Source organism: Nonomuraea africana, assembly GCF_014873535.1.
Lineage (GTDB): Bacteria > Actinomycetota > Actinomycetes > Streptosporangiales > Streptosporangiaceae > Nonomuraea > Nonomuraea africana.
In genome coordinates, this window is record NZ_JADBEF010000001.1 from 8,661,840 (window position 1) to 8,678,613 (window position 16,774).

Below are 16,774 nucleotides of genomic sequence, written 5' to 3' on the forward strand. Positions count from 1 at the left end.
TCAGACCTTGGCCCTGCTGGCGTGCTCGGCGCTCTTCTGCTCACCGGTGTCGACGTTGGTCAGCGCCGTGTCGAGCAGCTGGATCGTCGCGGCAAGCGTCCTGGACAAGCTCACGTAGGAGCCGGCGACCGCCGCCTCCGCCTGCGTGAAGCTGGTCCGCATCCCCATCGCGGCCGCCCAGAACCCCCCCATCGCCTCGTGGTCGGCTGCCAGAGCGCGGACCGGGCCCTTCTCGGGAAAGGCCACAGGGTCCACGTCGTACGAGGTCGCGCCGGGCACGAACAGGTCGAGCAACTCGTCGAGGTCGCGCCTGGCGTTCCTGATCGCCTGGCGGCTGAGCTCGAGCCCGCCGTCGCTGCCCACGGCTTACTTACCGTCGAACATCGCGGTGTTGATGCGCTCGACGTCCCGCATGTTCATGTTCGTGATGTTGATGTTCTGGGACAGCAGCTGGACGACGTCCGCCAGGTCCTTGGCGCCCGTCTGCCAGGTGGCGCGGGCGGTCTCGTAGGCGGTCTTGGCGGCACCCTGCCAGATCGCCGTCTTGGCGGAGAGCTGGTTCTCCAGGTCCTCGAGCTCGGCGACGAGCTCCTTGAACGCGTTGCCGAAGGCCACCTCACCGGCGTCGAGACCGGAGTAGTTGATCTTGGTGACGTCGAAGATGTCGTGATCAGCCATCAGGACCTACCTGTTCGAGGGAAACGTGACGTCGGCGTCGATCATCGCCGCGATCCTGTTGAACCGCGCCTCTTCCTGCGCGTTGAAGAGGTCGTAGTTCTTGTTGTTGGCCTGGATCGACTCCGCGAGCTGGGTCAGGCTCTTGAGGATGACGTCCAGCCGCTCGTGCCAGGCCTTGGCCACGCGCACGAAGGCCTCGCGAGACCCACCCACCCAGTGGGCGTGCAGGTCCTGGTTGGCGCCGTCGAGCTTGCGCTGGATCGCCAGAATGTTGGTCTGGGACTGCATGATCCGCGAGATCGCTTGCTCTAGGTCAGCCCGACTTGCTTGTGCCTGATCGGCCATGTCACCTCCAGGTGATCCGGGTACTCCCGAATCACAGTAATGATCAGGCGTCACACAGCTGACCTGACTTCAGGTTAAGCTTTGATTACATTTTCATGGATTAGCTATATATGCAGCTCAAGGCGCGTATTTGCGGATCTCGCTGGAATCACGGGCATGACGCCCGTAATGTGACCTTGTGACTGATCCCTTTGGCCTGCCGACGATCCCCACCGGTCCCGAGCATCCGAAGCAGCGCGACCCCGAGTTTCAGATGCGTACCGCTCCTGTCCGGCAGCTGGGCAAGGATCTCGCCGGCCACAGCGACGACCTGACCGCGCTGAGCAAGAAGACACAGGGCATCGACCTGCCCGGCCTGACGTTCGGCGCCATCGGTTACGGCGTGGTGGGAGCGCACAACGGCGTGCGCGACAGTACGGCGGACGCGCTGGCCAAGGGCAAGGACGTGCTGGAGTCGTGGCGCACCGCACTCGGCGCGGCGGCCGACTACACGCAACTGGCCGACGATGCCAGCAAGACCAAGGGTGACGAGAAGGGCGGCGGCAAGACGCCCCAGCTGGGTGGCATGAAGACCCCCCAGATGGGCGGCATGAAGACGCCCAAGTTCGGCGGGCCCGACACCAAAGGGCTCGGCCTGCCCGATTCCAAGCTGCCGGACTCGAAGCTTCCTGACTCGAAGCTGCCCGACAGCAGCCTCCCCGACTCGAAGCTGCCCGACTCGCAGCTCCCCGATTCCAAGCTGCCGGACTCGAAGCTTCCTGACTCGAAGCTGCCCGACAGCAGCCTCCCCGACTCGAAGCTGCCCGACTCGCAGCTCCCCGATTCCAAGCTGCCGGACTCGAAGCTGCCCGACACCAGTGATCTGGACAAGAAGCTGACCAACCCGATCGAGAGCAAGCTCTCGGGATACGACCCCAAGCTCTCGGGTCAGGATCTCACCGCCAGGACGCTTCCCCAGCCGAACACGAACCAGCCCACGACCAGCCTTCCCGACCCGAGGACCGGGGGCGGGAGCGCCTTCGGCTCGGGTGGCGCGGGAGCGGTCCCCGGGCTCGGGGGAGCCGGCGCGGGCGCGCGCGGGCTGGGCGCCGGCGGCGCGCCGATGTACCCGTTCGCTCCCGGCATGGGCGGGAGCCCGGCGGATCAGAAGAAGGACAAGGACGGGTCGGATCTCCTCAAGGGAGACCCAACGGACTATGAGGACGACGACCAGGACATCGCGCCGGCCGTCCTCGGCAAGGAGTAGACCGTGGACTGGCAGGCCACCTTCAGGCTCGCCGCCGAGATGGTCACGGCGGCATCGCTCCGACTCCCCGCGGCCGCGCCGCTGATCCCGCTGTTCTGGGCGGCGGTGTCCGATCCCGACACCATGGTCCGCGTGGGCGAGGCCTGGGGCGACAACACCCCCGGACCGCGCAAGGCGGCAGGGCCGTTCGTGACGAAACCTGAGCCGGTGGAGTGGCGCCCGCCGATGGCGGTGCAGGACGACATCGCCCTTCTCCGCGCCGACCTACGCAGTCTGCTGGCTGCCGCGGAGTCGAAGGAGGACTGGAAGGGCGGCTCTTTCACGGCGTTCAAGAAGCTCGCCCAGGAGTTCGACAGCGAACTCGAGCACCTGGGGGAGCTGCGCAAGGGCATGAAGGGCAGCATGCTGTCCGGCTCGAACGTCTTCAAGACTTATGCCCTGGTGCTTCTGGCGATCGCCACGTTCGTGGTCGCACTGGCCGTGTTCGCCACCGCCATGAGCATCACGCCTCAGACGGCGGTGGCGGCCCAGGTGCAGGCCAACACACAGGCGTCCAAGCTCTACAACATCGTCAGCACCCTGGTCAGGACCGTCGCCAAGCTGACGTTCCGGCTCACCCTCCTGATGGGCGGCATCGGCTACGCCGCGGCCGGCATGAGCGCCAAGTTCCCCGGCATGCAGGCCGTCAAGGGCGAGTCGCCCAACTTCACCAAGGCCCAGGCCGTCTGGGACCAGCAGGAGCTGACGATCAAGAAGGCCCCCGACCTCGGTCTGCCCGACAAGAAGATCGGCGGGAGCTTCAGCAACCTGATCCCTGGCCTGTCCTAGTCGGGCAGGGGATAGGTCAGCAGCGTTCCGGGTTTGATCTTCTTGGGGTCGGGGCCGATGAGGTCGCGGTTGAAGTCGTAGATCTCCTGCCAGCGGCTCGCGTCGCCGTACACCTTGGCGGCCATCTCCTGTAGCGAGCCGCCCTGGTAGGGCCAGATGCCGACCCGCTGCGCCTGTGGCGCCTGGTACGGGGGCAGCTCAGGCACCTCGTTCGTGTGCAGGGGCCGCCACACCCTGAAGACCGACGTGGGGGCGAAGCCGAGCACCTGCTTCTGGCCGTCGCCCTTCAGCCACTTGTGCTGCGTCTCCCACTTCGCCTTCGAGATCGCCCAGTTGCGGACGGCGACGAACTGGGCGAAGGCGAAGCCGCCCTCCGCGACCGCCATGCCGGTCTTCACGGTGCTCGCGCCCCAGGTCGCGGCCACGCCACCCTGCAGGCCGCCCTTCCAGAACACGCCGCCGATGGGGGCGAAGGTGCCGGCCAGCGTCGCGCCCGTGGAGATCCGCATCGACTGCACGATGGAGGAGGGGCTCAGGTTGAAGAAGCTGTTGCCTCTGAGCACCTGCGCGGTCATCTGCGTGCCCAGCACGCCCGCCCACACCCAGCCCGAGGTCTTGGCGTACTTGGCGAAGGAGGCCTTGCTGAGCCCCGCGAGGAACTCGGCGTCGAACGGGCGGGCCAGGCCGGTGCGCACCGAGGCGCCCGCCCTGCCGGCGAGCGCGGTGAGCCGTCCGGGCATCTTCAGCCTGCCGATCAGGGGGAGCGACCGCAGGATGCCCGCCATTGACCTGAACAGGGTGCCGACCCTGGCCAGCAACTGGATGCCCATGGTGACGAGCTGGGCGGCACGGGCGAAGGCGGCGGTCGCGACGAGCCTGGCGCCGAGGAAGGCCGCCATCCTGAGGGCGTAGAAGAGGCCGGCCCAGATCAGGGCCGCCTCGATGATCTCCCTCAGCGCCTGCTTCGTCAGCCTGGCGGACTCGGCGACCGCGTCGAGCACCGTGGCGCATCCGGTGCAGTTCGCCGTGAGCGCGTGGCGGTTGTTCCTGTCGACGATGCCGCCCCACAGCTCGCGGAACCGGTCGGCGGCCGGGCCCTTCCACGACTTCAGGATGCTGTCCATGGGGCCGTCGATCGCCTGCTCGAGGGTCTTGAGCTCCTCACCCAGCCGCCGGTGCGCGTTGGCGGCGGCCCTGAGCCGCTCCTCCGTGCCGTCGCCGCCGAAGAGCGTGGGCAGCGCCCTGGCCAGAGCGACGATGGTGTCGATCAACGGCTGCGGGTTGAACGCGCTGCCGAGGTCGGTGTTGACGTTCCAGCCCCACTCCGTGGGGTTCCAGTTCCACTTCCACGGCAGCAGGCTCGGGTCGCGGGTCTCCGCCTCCGGCTGGCTCATGAGGTGGGCCTGAGGGCGCTGGCGTCGTGGCCGGTCTGGTAGTTGCGCGCGCTCAGCTCGAAGGCCTCGGAGAGGTAGGCCAGAGCGGTCTGGAGGTCGAAGAGGTAACCGGCGATCGCCTCGTAACGGCCCATGCCGCTGGTTTCGGGCGTGCCGTCCACGTAGCTTGCGGACAGATCATCGGTGCCGGGGGCGAGACCGAAATCGCTCCTGCCGAGCTTCGCGGGCGCGAACCTCGTCGCCATGGCCGCCACGTCGTCCGCCTGGTCGCCACACGTCTCCATGGCCCTACGCAGGTCTTTCCCGCTGGCCTTCAGATCGCTCACTCGGGACCCCCTTTGCCGCTGACCGAGTGAGTCAAGACCTTAATATTTCCGGTCCATTAAGGTCTAGTTAAGGGCGACAGGTTTGAGGGCGGCGGCAGGGTCGAGTTTCGGCCCCTCCGGAATCAGGTGCAGGATCGACGAGGGGATCGGCGCCACATCGGTCGCCTCGTAGCCGAAGGTGGCCAGCTGGGCGCCCGACTGGAGGGGGAACCTGCGGCCCTGGTCGGTGATCAGGAAGAACTGGGTGACCGAACCGAGCTGCTTCTCGCCCGGCAGCAGGCCCGCGACCGCCGCCGAGCCGTGCGGCAGCAGCACCTGGTCGAAGTGCTCGGGGTCGGCGGGGGTCTTGGGAGGGGCCAGCGGGACGCGGCTGCCCGTGGTCAGCCTGGCCGAGACCGAGCCCTTCAGCGTGTCGGCGTAGACCGCGCACAGCGGCGCGGAGAGCGGCGGATTGATCACCTTGGGCATCGTCGCGGGCATGCCGTTGTTCTCGATCGGCCGCTGCGCGGAGGGGGAGGCGTTCACCGAGGCCGCGTCGGTCGTGATGGGCAGGACCTTGCGCGTGCCGTACGCCCTCTTGCTGGCCGAGTCCTCCAGCAGGAGCCTGGCCTGCGTTTCGGAGATTGGCGCGAACCCGTCGGCGAGCAGCACGTACCAGCGCGCCTCTCCACCGGGGAGCGGGGGCACGGTGAACACCTGGCCGACGACCGCGGCGACCTTGCCGTCGCTTCCCCTGACCTTCTGTCCGCGCCGCGGCACGGGGGGCGCGGCGAAGTCGCGGCCGGGCGGGATGGCGTTGAGCCAGGCAGGAGGCACCTTCCTGGGCTGGACGCCGAGCGTGCGCACCCCCGCGGGGGAGACCTTCATCCGGCGGTCGGCCCAGATGACCCAGTTCTGGTGGCCGTCGTTGACGACCATCGCCCCCTCCCCGACCGGCGTGCCGCCGAGCTCGGTGCCGCCGACCAGCGTGGTGTACGCCCTGCGGCCCACCGAGGGGTCGTCGCCCTCCACGACGCAGACCGACCACGGCGCCTTGACCAGCTTGTCGCGCTTCGGCAGCGAGTTGGGCGCCCCCGGAATGCCCACCAGCGGCCCTCGGGCGAAGTCGTCGAGCGAGGCGGCCGAGACGTTGCGCACCTTGATCTCGGCGGCGTCGAGCAGCAGCCTGGCCGAGACGTAGTTGCTGACCGGCAGCAGCTTGCGCTCCTGCTGGCTGTAGACGTAGAGGGCGCCGCTCTCCTCCTCGACCAGGAGCTGCCCCGCCTCGGTGAGCTTGGTGGCTCCGCCCGGCTTGACCAGCCCCCAGATGCCGAAGACCGCCATCACCAGGACGGCGAGCAGGATCCCGCAGAACATCGCGATGTTCTGGCGCCGCATGGGGGACTCCGGCACGTCGGGCTCCGCCTGCAGCAGGGCCATGCCCAGGCGCTGCTGCATCAGCCGGTGCGCCTGGTAAAGATCCTTCCTGGTCTGCATGCAGGACAGGTTAGCCGGGCAGCGCCGCCTGGATCGGTGTCACGGTGCCCGTCGTCACCAGCAGCCCCCTGCCCGGCGGGCCGCCCACCGCGCCCCTCGGCAACCGCACGGTGAACAGGTCCCCGTCGGCGGGGCTCTGCACCGACAGCAGCAGCCCGGTGCGCGATTTGCGCGTCTCGGCGACGAAGCCCCGGTAGGCGGTGGACAGGTCGCCGGTCGAGCCCGCGACGATCAGCCCGTGCTCGCCGTCCCTGCCGGTTCTGAGCGTCTCCTCCAGCAGCGCGCCGAGCGGGGCGTCGGGGTTGATCAGCTCCGCGTCGTCCACGACGACGACGTAGCGCTCGCGCCCTTCCAGCAGCTCGCGCAGCCCCGTGCCGTTGCCGTCCAGGACGGCCAGCGCGCCCTCCAGCTCGCGCAGCGGGCTGCGGCGGGGGACGACGGCGACCACGGGCGTGCCCGCGGAGATAAGCGAGCGCGCCGCGGTGAGCAGCGCGGACGAGCGGCCCGACCGGGGAGGGCCCGCGATGACCGCGCCGGGGCCGTGGGCGAGCAGGTCCACGCCCACGGGGGCCAGCGCGTCGCCCCCGACGCCGAGCAGCGCCCACAGCGGCCCGCCGCCGGGCGGGCCCAGCTCGAGCGCTTGGGCGGCGGTGACGCGCATCGGCAGGGCGTCGACCCGCAGCGGAGCCTCGCCCTCCGCCTCGCGGGAGCGGGCCAGCGCCTGCAGCGCGGCCACCTGGGTGGGGCCGGACGGGTCGGGGGCGAGCAGGGCGATCTGGCTCTCCACGACGCCGTGCTCGCCCGCCGACAGGGCGCGGCCTGGTGGCATGGCGGCGGGCAGGTCCTTGACCGGCAGCCCGGCGAGCCCGTAGTCGGCGGGGTCGGCCAGCCGCAGGATCAGCCGCTCGTCGAAGACGGTGGACACCTGGCCGAGCAGCGCCGAGCGGTCGCCGGTCACCACCGCGCGCAGGCCGACGGCCGGTCCCTCGCGCAGCAGCTGGAGCAGTGCCTCGGTGAGCCTGCCGTAGTCGTAGCCCTCGAACGCCGCGACGTATCCCTCCCACCTGTCGACCATGAGCACCAGCCACGGCAGCCGGTGTCCCGCCGCGCGGTACTCGGCCAGCGAGGCGTGCCCCGCCTCGGCCAGCAGTTGCTGCCTGCGGCCCACCTCCTCGCGCAACCTGGCGAGCAGCCGTTCGACCCGGTCGAGCTGGTCGCGGGTGACGACCGCACCGCAGTGCGGGAGCGCGACCAGCGGCAGCATCGCGCCCGAGCCGCAGTCAATGACGTGCAGGTGCACGTCGGCGGGCGACTCGGTGGCGGCGATGGCGCCCGCGATCGTGCGCAGCGCGGTGGACCTGCCGCTGCGCGCCGCGCCCGCGATGAGCAGATGGCCGCCGCGCTCCAGGTCGAGCGCGAGCGGCCGCCGCTCCTGCGCCCACGGCAGGTCGGTCACCCCGAACTCGAGGCCCCGGGGCTCGGCCACGACCACCCGCGCGGGCAGCGGCGGCAGCCACGGGCTCGGCTGCTCGGGAACGTCGGCCCGCTCCGCCGCCGCTGCGATCGTGTCGGCCAGGATCGCCAGGTCGGTGACCGCCAGGCCGTCGAGAGGCTCGGGCGCGGACGGCAGCGGCCTGCCCAGCGCGCTCCACCCGAGCTCCACCGCGCGCGGCTGCGCCTGCGCGTCGCCCGGCGCGCGGCCGCCCACCCGGGCCGCCTGCACCGCCACGTGCTTCACGTAGCACCGGCCGGGCGTCGCCTTGGAGATGTGCGCCGCGTCGGGGATGCCGATGACGTCGGCCGACTCGGCGGCCTCTGTCACCCTGAGCGCGATCCGCAGCGAGGTGTTGGCCTGGATGTCGGCGGTCACCACGCCCGCGGGCCGCTGCGTGGCCAGGATCAGGTGGATGCCGAGCGAGCGGCCCCTGCGCGCGATGTCGACCAGGCCGGCCACGAAGTCGGGCAGCTCGGCGACCAGCGCGGCGAACTCGTCGATGATCAGCACCAGGCGGGGCAGCGTGCCAGGGTAGTCGTCGATGTCCTTGGCGTCCGCGTCGAGGAGCAGCCGTTCCCTGCGCCTGATCTCGGCGGCCAGCGAGGTCAGCGCCCGCTGGGTCAGGTGGCCGTCGAGGTCGCTGACCATGCCCACGGTGTGCGGCAGGCGCGCGCAGTCCTTGAAGGCGGCGCCGCCCTTGTAGTCGATCAGCACGAAGGTCAGCTGGTCGGGCCGGTTGCGGGCGGCGAGCGCGCAGATCATCGTCTGGAGCAGCTCCGACTTGCCCGCGCCGGTCGTGCCCGCGATCAGGGCGTGCGGGCCGTCCTTGGCCAGGTCGACGGTGAACGGGCCCTCGGGGCCGACGCCCAGCAGGACCTCGGTGGTCGGCCCCTCCCACCGGACCGGCGGGTGCAGCAGGTCGAGCAGGCGCACCGCCTCGGGCAGGCTGCCGTTCGGGTCGTCGCGGGAGACGTCGCGCAGCGGGGAGAGCGCCCTGGCCAGACGCTCGCACCACTCGTTCGGCACCTGGTCGGTCAGCGCGGGGCCGAGCGTGTCGAGGCCGCCGCCGCGCAGCCGTACCTGCCCGTCGAGGCCGCAGGCGGCCACGGTCTCGCACTCCTCGGGCAGCAGCCGCTGCTCCTCGTCCACCGCCAGCGTGTAGACGCCCGCGCGCGGGCCCTGCCGCAGCACCTGCGGCATCCCCTGCAGGCCGCGCAGCACCTGCGCGCCGTCGAGCACGACCAGCACGTCGTAGGGGCGCTCGTCGTAGGAGGGCCGCTTGTCGGTCTCGGGGCCGCCCAGGTCGTCCCAGCCGGTCGGGACCTTGCCGAAGTCGGGGATCGAGGTGTTGAGCCGCTCGTCGATCAGCGCGGTCAGCTCCGCCACCCGCCGGGCCGCCGCCTCCGGATCGGCACCCACCAGCACCACGCAGTCTTCACCGCCGTGGGGCGCGCAGTGCGGCAGCCAGCGAGTCCAGCCCCACCGCTCCTCGGCGTCGGCGCTCGCCGAGATCACCACGATGGCCAGGTCGCGAGGGCTGTGCAGCGCGGCCGCCTGGGCGATCATCCAGCTCACCAGGGCCGCCGTCACCTCGCGCGCGCCCGTGACGCCCGCGACGCCGAGGCGTCGCATCGGCAGCGCCACGGGCACCTTCCTGCAGACAGGGCTCTCGTACGGCTGGTCGAACTCCAGGTCGGCGGGCAGGTCGGCGAGACCGACCCGCAGCCTGAGCGCGTCGGCGTCGTGGATCCTGCGCTCCCACAGCCGCCTGCGCGGCCCCGTCGCGGTGAGCAGCACCTCGGCGGGATCGGGGGCGGCGGCCCTGCGGGCCCGCTCGTCGTTCCTCCTGGCCTCCTCGACCTCCTCACGGAAGGCCGCGAGATCCTCCTTGTACTGCCGGACGGAGCGCTTGTGCTGCCTGCGTCCGTGCCGCCGGTCGCTCCACCACTGGCCGAGCATGATGAGCGGGGTCATGAGCGCGATGAGCAGGTAGTACCACTGCCCGGTGACCAGCATCATCGTCACGCCGAGCACCGCGGGCAGCAGGGCGGCGAGCAACTGCAGCCGCATCGTCTCGGCCCGCCTGGGTTCCTGGGGCACCCCGAACCTGCGCGCGGTGTCGGGACGGCGCAGCCTGGGCGGGCGGTTGTAGGCGAGCCCGCCGTCGGGATGCGGGGCCAGGTGAGCGTCGGCGGGTTCGATCGCGGTCAGCGTGAAGAGCGAGGAGCCCGCGGCCAGCAGGGCGTGCTCGGGCCAGTCGGCGGGCCCGGTGACCGGCTCGCCGTCCAGGGTGATCTCGGGCGGCTCGCCCATGGGCGGCGTGTCCCTCAGCGCCAGCTCGTCGAGCTCCTCGGCGTACCTGCCCTTGGCCTTCCTGCGCGGGGGCTCCTGCGGCTTCCGCGGCGGGGGCTCGACGTTGATCGAGTCGGGGGTCACGCGGAGGATCGCGGCCTGGGCCGCCAGCGAGGGGTCCTGGACGGCGATCGCGCAGGTCGGGTCGGCGCCGATCACGTGGACGCCCAGGCCGAGGCGGTGCACCGAGCCCGCCTGCGGGCCGCCCACCACGCGCACCTCGGCCACGCCGCCCGGCTCGGCGACCACGGTGAGGCTCGCGAGGCCGGGGCGCAGGGTGATCCTGTCGCCGTTGCGCAGGACCGCTCGGACCGGGGCCCGCGGATCGACGGGACGGCCGTCGCGCCACACCGTCGGCCCGTCGAACCCCAGGCCGGAGGCGGCCGCGAGGGTGTCGGCCGGTCGGACGTGATCGCGGTGCCCGCCGGTGGACACGCGCGTCTCGCCGCGCTGCCGCGGGACGCGGGGCTCGGCGCCGCCCAGGCCGTACGGGGCCCGGTTCCTGGACAGGCGGACCACCTTGGCCAGCGGCTCCTCCGGCGGGCCCGCCAGCGCCTCGGCCACCCTGGCGACCGTCGTGCCCGCGTCGCCCTCGATCACGACGTCACGGTCGCCGTGCTGGTCGAGCACGGTGAGCATGATCCGCATGTGCCGCTCCTCGGGGTCGGACCGGCCGCCACGCTAACGCGTGCCCGCCGCGCCCGCCGCCCGGATGACGACACCGGCATCAGGGAGGGGGCCGGCGACCCGCTTCCATCGTGCGGTCGCGCAGCTCCTCGGCCTTCTCCTCCAGCAGCCCCGCGTAGGCGTTCACCTCGGCGGTGACCTCCACCAGATTCGCCGCCGCCCTGTGCAGCCTGCCGACCATCCACGAGGTGGCGGGGGCCGCGGCGAGGCGCGCGACCCAGCGACGGCGGAACCGGGAGAAGCGCCCGTTGTGCCTGGCCATGTCCCAAGCATCCCACAGTTTGAACAGGTTCAGGTGACAACTCTGTGAATTCTGTGACCAATGTGGTCGCTATCACCAAATACGCCGTCAATTCAAGCCGCTTTAATTAACCGGTCTGGTTGACAGGCTCCTACCTGCGAAAGGAGCATTGGTCCTCGTATTTGGGCCCCGTCCCGCGTCATCAGATGCACATAATGGCCTGAATTCCCGCAAATTCATCATGGGAGCCCCCCACCTATGAGGACCAGCGAAAAGCCTGCCGTGAACTCGGCGGGACCCGCAGGCGTGCTCTCCAGCAGCACCTCACGCAAGCTTCCCGTGCCCCCGCGCGAGCGCAAACCCGCGCTCGCCGCGCTGGCCGTTCTCCTCATTCTCGGTGGCGCGCTGGCGACCACGCTGCTCGTCATGCGCAGCGGCGACCGCATTTCCGCGATCAGAGTGGTGCAACAGATCGGGGTGGGTCAGAAGATCTCCCCCAACGCACTGGAAGAGGTGCAGATAGCCGATACCGGCGTCGCCTTCGTGGCGTGGTCGGAGCGGTTCGCCGTGGTCGAGACCTACGCCGCGGCGACCATTCTTCCCGGCACCCTGCTCACCGACGAGATGACCGTGACCGCGAGCGAGGAGCTCGGTCCCGGCAAGGCCAAGGTCGGGCTCGCGCTCAAGCCGGGCCAGGCGCCCGCAGGGCTCAGGGAGGGCGACCGGGTGCAGGTCATCCACGTGCCGGGACGCTCGTCCGGCGGGCAGAGCAGGGTGCTTGCGCCCAACGCCCTGGTGCACATCGTGGGCGAGCCGACCAGGACGGGCTCGGCGGGGCTGATCACCGTCATCGTCGACTCCACCATCTCGCCGCAGGTCGCCGCCTACGCCTCCAGCGGCGAGATCGCGGTGGCCGAGCTGCCGGGAGCGCGCTGACGTGGCGCTGATCGTGCTGGCCGCCGACAAGGGGGCGCCGGGCGTCACCACCGCGGCGACCGCGCTCGGCGCCGTCTGGCCGCGTGCCGTCCTCCTCGCCGAGTGCGACCCGGCGGGCGGCGACCTGGCCTATCGGCTGCCCGCCGCCGACGGCGGCATGCTGAACCCCGGCAGGGGGCTGCTCACGCTGGGCGCGACCGCCAGGCGAGGGCTGGAGCCCGGGCAGATCCACGAGCACACGCAGAAGATCATCGGTGGCCTCGACGTGCTCGCCGGGCTCACCCACGGCGAGCAGGCCGCGGGCCTGAGCTGGATGTGGGGGCCGCTCGGGCGGGCGCTGTCCGCGCTGCCGCACGCCGACGTGCTGGCCGACTGCGGCAGGCTGGGCGCGCACCCGCAGACGGGCGAGCTGGTCGCCGAGGCCGAGCTGCTCGTGCTGTTCACCCGCGCGAGCCTCGACCACGTCGCCCACCTGCGCGAACGCCTCCCCATCGTGCCCAAGGGCCCGCAGGTCGGCGTGGTCGTGATCGCCGACCCGCGCACCTACCGCGCCTCCATCGACGAGGTCCGCAGGATCGTGGGCGGCCAGGCGGCGTTCGTGGCCGGGCTCGCGCACGACCCCAAGGGCGCCGAGCTGCTGCGCGGCCAGTGGGGCGGCCGGCTCGACCGCTCCCTGCTCATCCGTACGGCCCGCGAGCTGGCGGGGCGGCTCTCCGCCCAGGTGAGGGTGCCATGACCATCGACCACTCGCTGGTGAAGCGGTTCCGCCAGGAGGTCGGCGACCGCCTGGCCCACCAGCGCCGCCTCGACCAGGCCAACGGCATGCCCGCCATGACGGGCGAGGACGAGCGGCAGTTCGCCCGCGCGCTGATCTCCCAGGTGCTCGAGGAGTTCGCGCGCGGCGAGATCGGCTCCGGCCGTACCCCGCCCACGCTGGAAGAGGAGGAGGCGCTCGCGGCCGGGATCCACGCCGCGCTGTTCGGCGTCGGCCGCCTCCAGCCGCTGCTCGACGACGACGAGGTCGAGAACATCGACATCAACGGCTGTGATCGTGTGTTCGTCAGCTACGCCGACGGCCAGGAGCTCACCCACGAGCCCGTCGCCGAGTCCGACGAGGAGCTGATCGAGCTCATCCAGATCCTGGCCGCCTACTCGGGCCTGTCCAGCAGGCCGTTCGACACCGCCAACCCGCAGCTCGACCTGCGCCTGCCCGACGGCTCACGGCTGTCGGCCGTCATGGACGTGACCGTACGGCCCGCCGTCTCGATCCGCAGGGCCAGGCTCGGCAAGGTGTTCCTGTCCGACCTCGTGGGCAACGGCACGCTCACCCCGCTGGTCGGGCGCTTCCTCACCGCCGCCGTCGCCGCCCGCAAGAACATCATGATCGCCGGGTCCACCAACGCGGGCAAGACCACGCTGCTGCGGGCGCTGGCCAACGAGATCCCCGCCCACGAACGGCTGATCACCGTCGAGCGCGCGCTCGAACTCGGCCTCGACCAGTTCCCTGAGCTCCACCCGAACGTCGTCGCCTTCGAGCAGCGCCTGCCCAACTCCGAGGGCCAGGGCGAGATCACCATGGCCGAGCTGGTACGCCGATCCCTCCGCATGAACCCGTCGCGGGTGATCGTCGGCGAGGTGCTCGGCGACGAGATCGTCACCATGCTGAACGCGATGACCCAGGGCAACGACGGCTCCCTGTCCACCATCCACGCCAACTCCAGCATGGAGGTCTTCAACCGCATCTCCACCTACGCGCTCCAGGCCGCCGAGCGGCTGCCCATCGACGCCACCCACATGCTCATCGCGGGCGCCATCGACTTCGTGGTCTTCATCGAGAAGCGCAACGACTACGCGGCGGGCGGCACCCTGCGGCGCTTCGTGTCGAGCGTGCGCGAGGTGAACGGGGTCGACGGGCGCGTCCTGTCCAGCGAGATCTTCGCGCCGGGGCCCGACGGCACCGCCGTACCGCACGCGCCCGTCTCCTGCCTCGACGAGCTCGCCCCGCACGGCTACGCCCCCGGAGCCTGGTGATGATCGGCATCGATCCCCTGGCCCTGCTGTCCGGCGCCGCCGTCGGCGGCGGCCTGTTCCTCCTCGTTCTCTCCTTGTACGGCGTGCGCCCGCGCCCCCGATCCGCGCCCCGCCACCTGGTGCGCACCCTGTCGACCCGTACGGCCGTCGCGGCGATCCTGGCCACGGTGATCCTCGCGGTGACGCAGTGGCCGGTGATGGCCGGTGGCGCGGCGCTGCTCGTCTTCGCCTGGCGAGGACTGTCGGGCGGGGCAGCCTCGGAACGCGCCGCCATGGTCCGCCTCGAGGGGCTGGCCGCCTGGACCGAGTCGCTGCGCGACACCATCGCCGGAGCCGCGGGCCTGGAGCAGGCCATTCCCTCCTCGATCAGGGCCGCGGCGCCCATGCTCCGCCCGCACCTGCGCGCCATGGTCGACCGCCTGCACACGCGGATGGCGCTGCCCGACGCGCTGCGGCTGTTCGCCGACGAGCTCGACGACCCTTCGGCCGATCTGGTCATCGCCGCGCTGATCCTCAACTCGAGGCTGCGCGGGCCCGGGCTGCGAGACGTGCTGGGCGCCCTCGCGGTCTCGGCGCGCGAGGAGCTCGACATGCGTCGCCGGGTCGAAGCCGAGCGCCGCTCCACCCGCCGATCGGTGCAGATCGTCGTGCTCACCGCGCTCGGTTTCGCGGCGGCGCTGGTCGTCTTCAATCCCTCCTACGTGGCCGAGTACCGGTCGCTGCTCGGACAGGCCGTCCTGGTGGTGGTGGCGGGACTGTTCGGCGCCGGGTTCGCCTGGATGCGCAGGCTGGCCCGCTTCGACAAACCGACCAGGTTGCTCGGCGTCGACCCACCCACGGGAGGTGCCCATGGTTGAGGGAGTGCTGGCCGGAGGGGTGCTCGGGCTGGGGGTGTTCCTCCTGATGCGGGCGCTCTTCCCGGCCAGGCCCGGGCTCGTCGCCCGCCTCGTCGCGCTCGACGCCGCCAGGGAGGACACCGACGCCCCCGGGCTCCGGCTCGTGCTCCCCGACGAGGAGGTCGGCGCGTTCAGACGCGGTCTCGGGATCCGCCTGGCCAGACTCTACGCCGCCAGGGGCTGGGAGGTCCGCTCGATCAGAGCCGATCTGGCGCTGGTCGGACGCTCGTTCGAGGGCTTCCTGGCCACCAAGGCGCTGCTGGCCGCCGGTGGGCTGCTCGCCTTTCCCGTCCTGGTCGGATGGCTGGTGCTCATGGAGTGGGGGGTGTCGCTGACCATCCCGTTCTGGGCGGCGCTGGCCGTGTCGCTGCTGTTCTTCGTCCTGCCCGACCTGCAGATCAGGCGCGACGCGGCGGCCAAGCGGCGCGACTTCCGGCACGTGGTGGGCGCCTTCCTCGACCTGGTCTCCATGAACCTCGCGGGCGGCAGGGGCGTCCCCGAGGCGCTCATGATGGCCGTATCGGTCAGCGGCGACTCCCCGAACTGGGCGATGTCCCGCATCCGCGAGGCGCTCAGCGGGGCCAGGATCGTCGGCATCACCCCGTGGCAGGCGCTCGGCCAGCTCGGCGAGGAGATCAACGTCGACGAGCTGCGCGACCTGTCCGCCGCTCTCGGGCTGGTGGCCGACGACGGCGCGAAGGTCCGCGCCTCGCTGACCGCCCGCGCCGCCACCCTCCGCCGCCGCGAACTCGCCGAGATCGAGGGACGGGCGGGGGAGCGGTCCCAGTCCATGCTCGTCGCCCAGCTCCTGCTGTGCGCCGGGTTCGTGATCTTTCTCAGTTTTCCCGCCGCTATGAAGATGTTGGGGTCGTGATGAACCATCCGTGGATCGTGTACCTGACCGCCTACCTCGGGGTCCGCGTACACCGCGCCCGCACCGCGCCCTCCCGCGGGGCCTCCGCCGTCGAGTGGGTGATCATCACCGCGATCATCGCGGGGGTGGCGCTGGGGCTCGCGACACTGATCAAGACGCTCGTGGAGCAGAAGCAGAGCGACCTCCAGAACAGCTTCGGCGGAGGCGGCGGCTCGGGCGGCGGCAACGAGTGACCCTTTCCCGTCCCCCCTCCCTCTCCGGGATCCCGCGCCCTCGCGAGTGGAGTCCACTCGAGAGGCCCGAGTCCATCCTCGAGGGACCCGCGCCCACGCTCGAGGGACCCGCGCCCATCCTCGAGGGTCACTGGCCCACGTTCGAGGGGCCCGCGCCCACTCTTGAAGGCGGCGGGCCTATCTGGCAGCGTCGGCCTGCCCACCTTCTGTCTCGACGCTGCCCCGCCTCTAAGGGACGCCGGCCCGTTCGTGGCGGGGGCCTCCCGAAAAGGCATCCCCGCAGCTCGGCTCACTCGGGAAGGGGGGACCGCGGCGCCACGGTCGTCGAACTCGCGATGATCATGCCGATCGTGCTCGCCGTCGTCCTGCTGATCGTCCAGGTGGCGCTGTGGTTCCACGGACGCCAGGTCGCCGACGCCGCCGCCAGGGAGGGCGCCAGGATCGCCAGATCGGCCCCCTTCGATTCGACGAGCTGGCAGGACGAGGCCGTCTCCAGGGCCGAAGACGTCGCCAGAGCCATCGGCCCGCGCATCCTCGACGGCGCCGCCGCGACAGCCGTACCCAAAGGGGCCGACGAACGCTGGGTGACGGTGACGGGCAGCGCCGTGCAGGTGATCCCGCTGCTCCCCGACCTGACCTTCACGATCACGGCCACGTCGGGCGGGCCCGTGGAGTGCTTCCGTCCCGACAACGACGACGGAGGCGACGACTGCCATTGACTGCTCCCTCTCATCAA

17 protein-coding genes are annotated in these 16,774 nt (G+C 71.3%); 9 read left to right on the plus strand and 8 right to left on the minus strand.

What is annotated here, in order from left to right; translation table 11 throughout:
• Genes H4W81_RS41505 through H4W81_RS41515 form a run of 3 tightly spaced genes read right to left on the minus strand, consistent with a single transcriptional unit; the run spans position 1 to position 1,023 of the window.
• A complete protein-coding gene (locus H4W81_RS41505; RefSeq protein WP_192779797.1) occupies positions 1-363 on the minus strand; it encodes a hypothetical protein in 363 nt (120 codons plus the stop codon).
• 3 nt (positions 364-366) lie between these two features.
• Positions 367-678, minus strand: a complete 312-nt coding sequence (locus tag H4W81_RS41510; protein WP_192779798.1) for a WXG100 family type VII secretion target — start codon at positions 676-678, stop codon at positions 367-369.
• 6 nt (positions 679-684) lie between these two features.
• The gene (locus H4W81_RS41515) at positions 685-1,023 is read right to left on the minus strand and encodes a WXG100 family type VII secretion target (protein ID WP_192779799.1); all 339 of its coding nucleotides are present in this window, start codon (positions 1,021-1,023) and stop codon (positions 685-687) included.
• Between the two features lie 178 nt (positions 1,024-1,201).
• Between H4W81_RS41515 and H4W81_RS41520 the strand changes: the two genes are divergently transcribed.
• Both H4W81_RS41520 and H4W81_RS41525 read left to right on the plus strand, forming a co-directional pair.
• Positions 1,202-2,269 (plus strand): hypothetical protein, encoded by a 1,068-nt coding sequence (locus tag H4W81_RS41520; RefSeq protein ID WP_192779800.1) that lies wholly within the window; start codon positions 1,202-1,204, stop codon positions 2,267-2,269.
• A 3-nt stretch (positions 2,270-2,272) separates the two neighbouring features.
• Positions 2,273-3,097 carry a hypothetical protein gene (locus H4W81_RS41525; protein WP_192779801.1) on the plus strand — a complete coding sequence of 275 codons (825 nt, stop codon included), beginning with the start codon at positions 2,273-2,275 and terminating at the stop codon, positions 3,095-3,097.
• Here H4W81_RS41525 and H4W81_RS41530 read toward each other — a convergent pair.
• From H4W81_RS41530 to H4W81_RS41550, 5 genes are all read right to left on the minus strand, one after another.
• Positions 3,094-4,491 (minus strand): WXG100 family type VII secretion target, encoded by a 1,398-nt coding sequence (locus H4W81_RS41530; protein WP_192779802.1) that lies wholly within the window; start codon positions 4,489-4,491, stop codon positions 3,094-3,096. The genes H4W81_RS41525 and H4W81_RS41530 overlap by 4 nt on opposite strands.
• Positions 4,488-4,817, minus strand: coding sequence for a hypothetical protein (locus H4W81_RS41535; RefSeq protein WP_192779803.1), 330 nt, complete (start codon positions 4,815-4,817; stop codon positions 4,488-4,490). Before H4W81_RS41535 ends, H4W81_RS41530 begins: the two co-directional genes overlap by 4 nt.
• Positions 4,818-4,880: 63 nt before the next feature.
• A complete protein-coding gene (gene eccB, locus H4W81_RS41540) occupies positions 4,881-6,293 on the minus strand; it encodes a type VII secretion protein EccB (protein ID WP_192779804.1) in 1,413 nt (470 codons plus the stop codon).
• 10 nt (positions 6,294-6,303) lie between these two features.
• A complete protein-coding gene (locus tag H4W81_RS41545; RefSeq protein ID WP_192779805.1) occupies positions 6,304-10,788 on the minus strand; it encodes an FtsK/SpoIIIE domain-containing protein in 4,485 nt (1,494 codons plus the stop codon).
• 79 nt (positions 10,789-10,867) lie between these two features.
• The gene (locus H4W81_RS41550; protein ID WP_192779806.1) at positions 10,868-11,089 is read right to left on the minus strand and encodes a hypothetical protein; all 222 of its coding nucleotides are present in this window, start codon (positions 11,087-11,089) and stop codon (positions 10,868-10,870) included.
• A gap of 237 nt (positions 11,090-11,326) precedes the next feature.
• Here H4W81_RS41550 and H4W81_RS41555 point away from each other — a divergent pair, with 237 nt between their 5' ends.
• Genes H4W81_RS41555 through H4W81_RS41585 form a run of 7 tightly spaced genes read left to right on the plus strand, consistent with a single transcriptional unit; the run spans position 11,327 to position 16,757 of the window.
• Positions 11,327-12,004: a hypothetical protein gene (locus H4W81_RS41555; RefSeq protein ID WP_192779807.1), complete on the plus strand. Its 678-nt coding sequence runs from the start codon at positions 11,327-11,329 to the stop codon at positions 12,002-12,004.
• A gap of 1 nt (position 12,005) precedes the next feature.
• The gene (locus tag H4W81_RS41560; protein WP_192779808.1) at positions 12,006-12,740 is read left to right on the plus strand and encodes a CpaE/TadZ family protein; all 735 of its coding nucleotides are present in this window, start codon (positions 12,006-12,008) and stop codon (positions 12,738-12,740) included.
• Positions 12,737-14,035 carry a TadA family conjugal transfer-associated ATPase gene (locus H4W81_RS41565; protein ID WP_192779809.1) on the plus strand — a complete coding sequence of 433 codons (1,299 nt, stop codon included), beginning with the start codon at positions 12,737-12,739 and terminating at the stop codon, positions 14,033-14,035. The genes H4W81_RS41560 and H4W81_RS41565 overlap by 4 nt, the downstream gene beginning before the upstream one ends.
• The gene (locus H4W81_RS41570; protein WP_192779810.1) at positions 14,035-14,892 is read left to right on the plus strand and encodes a type II secretion system F family protein; all 858 of its coding nucleotides are present in this window, start codon (positions 14,035-14,037) and stop codon (positions 14,890-14,892) included. Before H4W81_RS41565 ends, H4W81_RS41570 begins: the two co-directional genes overlap by 1 nt.
• Positions 14,885-15,805: a type II secretion system F family protein gene (locus tag H4W81_RS41575; RefSeq protein WP_192779811.1), complete on the plus strand. Its 921-nt coding sequence runs from the start codon at positions 14,885-14,887 to the stop codon at positions 15,803-15,805. Before H4W81_RS41570 ends, H4W81_RS41575 begins: the two co-directional genes overlap by 8 nt.
• Complete coding sequence (locus H4W81_RS41580) at positions 15,805-16,038, plus strand: hypothetical protein (protein WP_192781351.1); 234 nt, start codon at positions 15,805-15,807, stop codon at positions 16,036-16,038. Before H4W81_RS41575 ends, H4W81_RS41580 begins: the two co-directional genes overlap by 1 nt.
• Positions 16,035-16,757 (plus strand): TadE/TadG family type IV pilus assembly protein, encoded by a 723-nt coding sequence (locus tag H4W81_RS41585; RefSeq protein WP_318782406.1) that lies wholly within the window; start codon positions 16,035-16,037, stop codon positions 16,755-16,757. The genes H4W81_RS41580 and H4W81_RS41585 overlap by 4 nt, the downstream gene beginning before the upstream one ends.
• Positions 16,758-16,774: the final 17 nt, after the last annotated feature.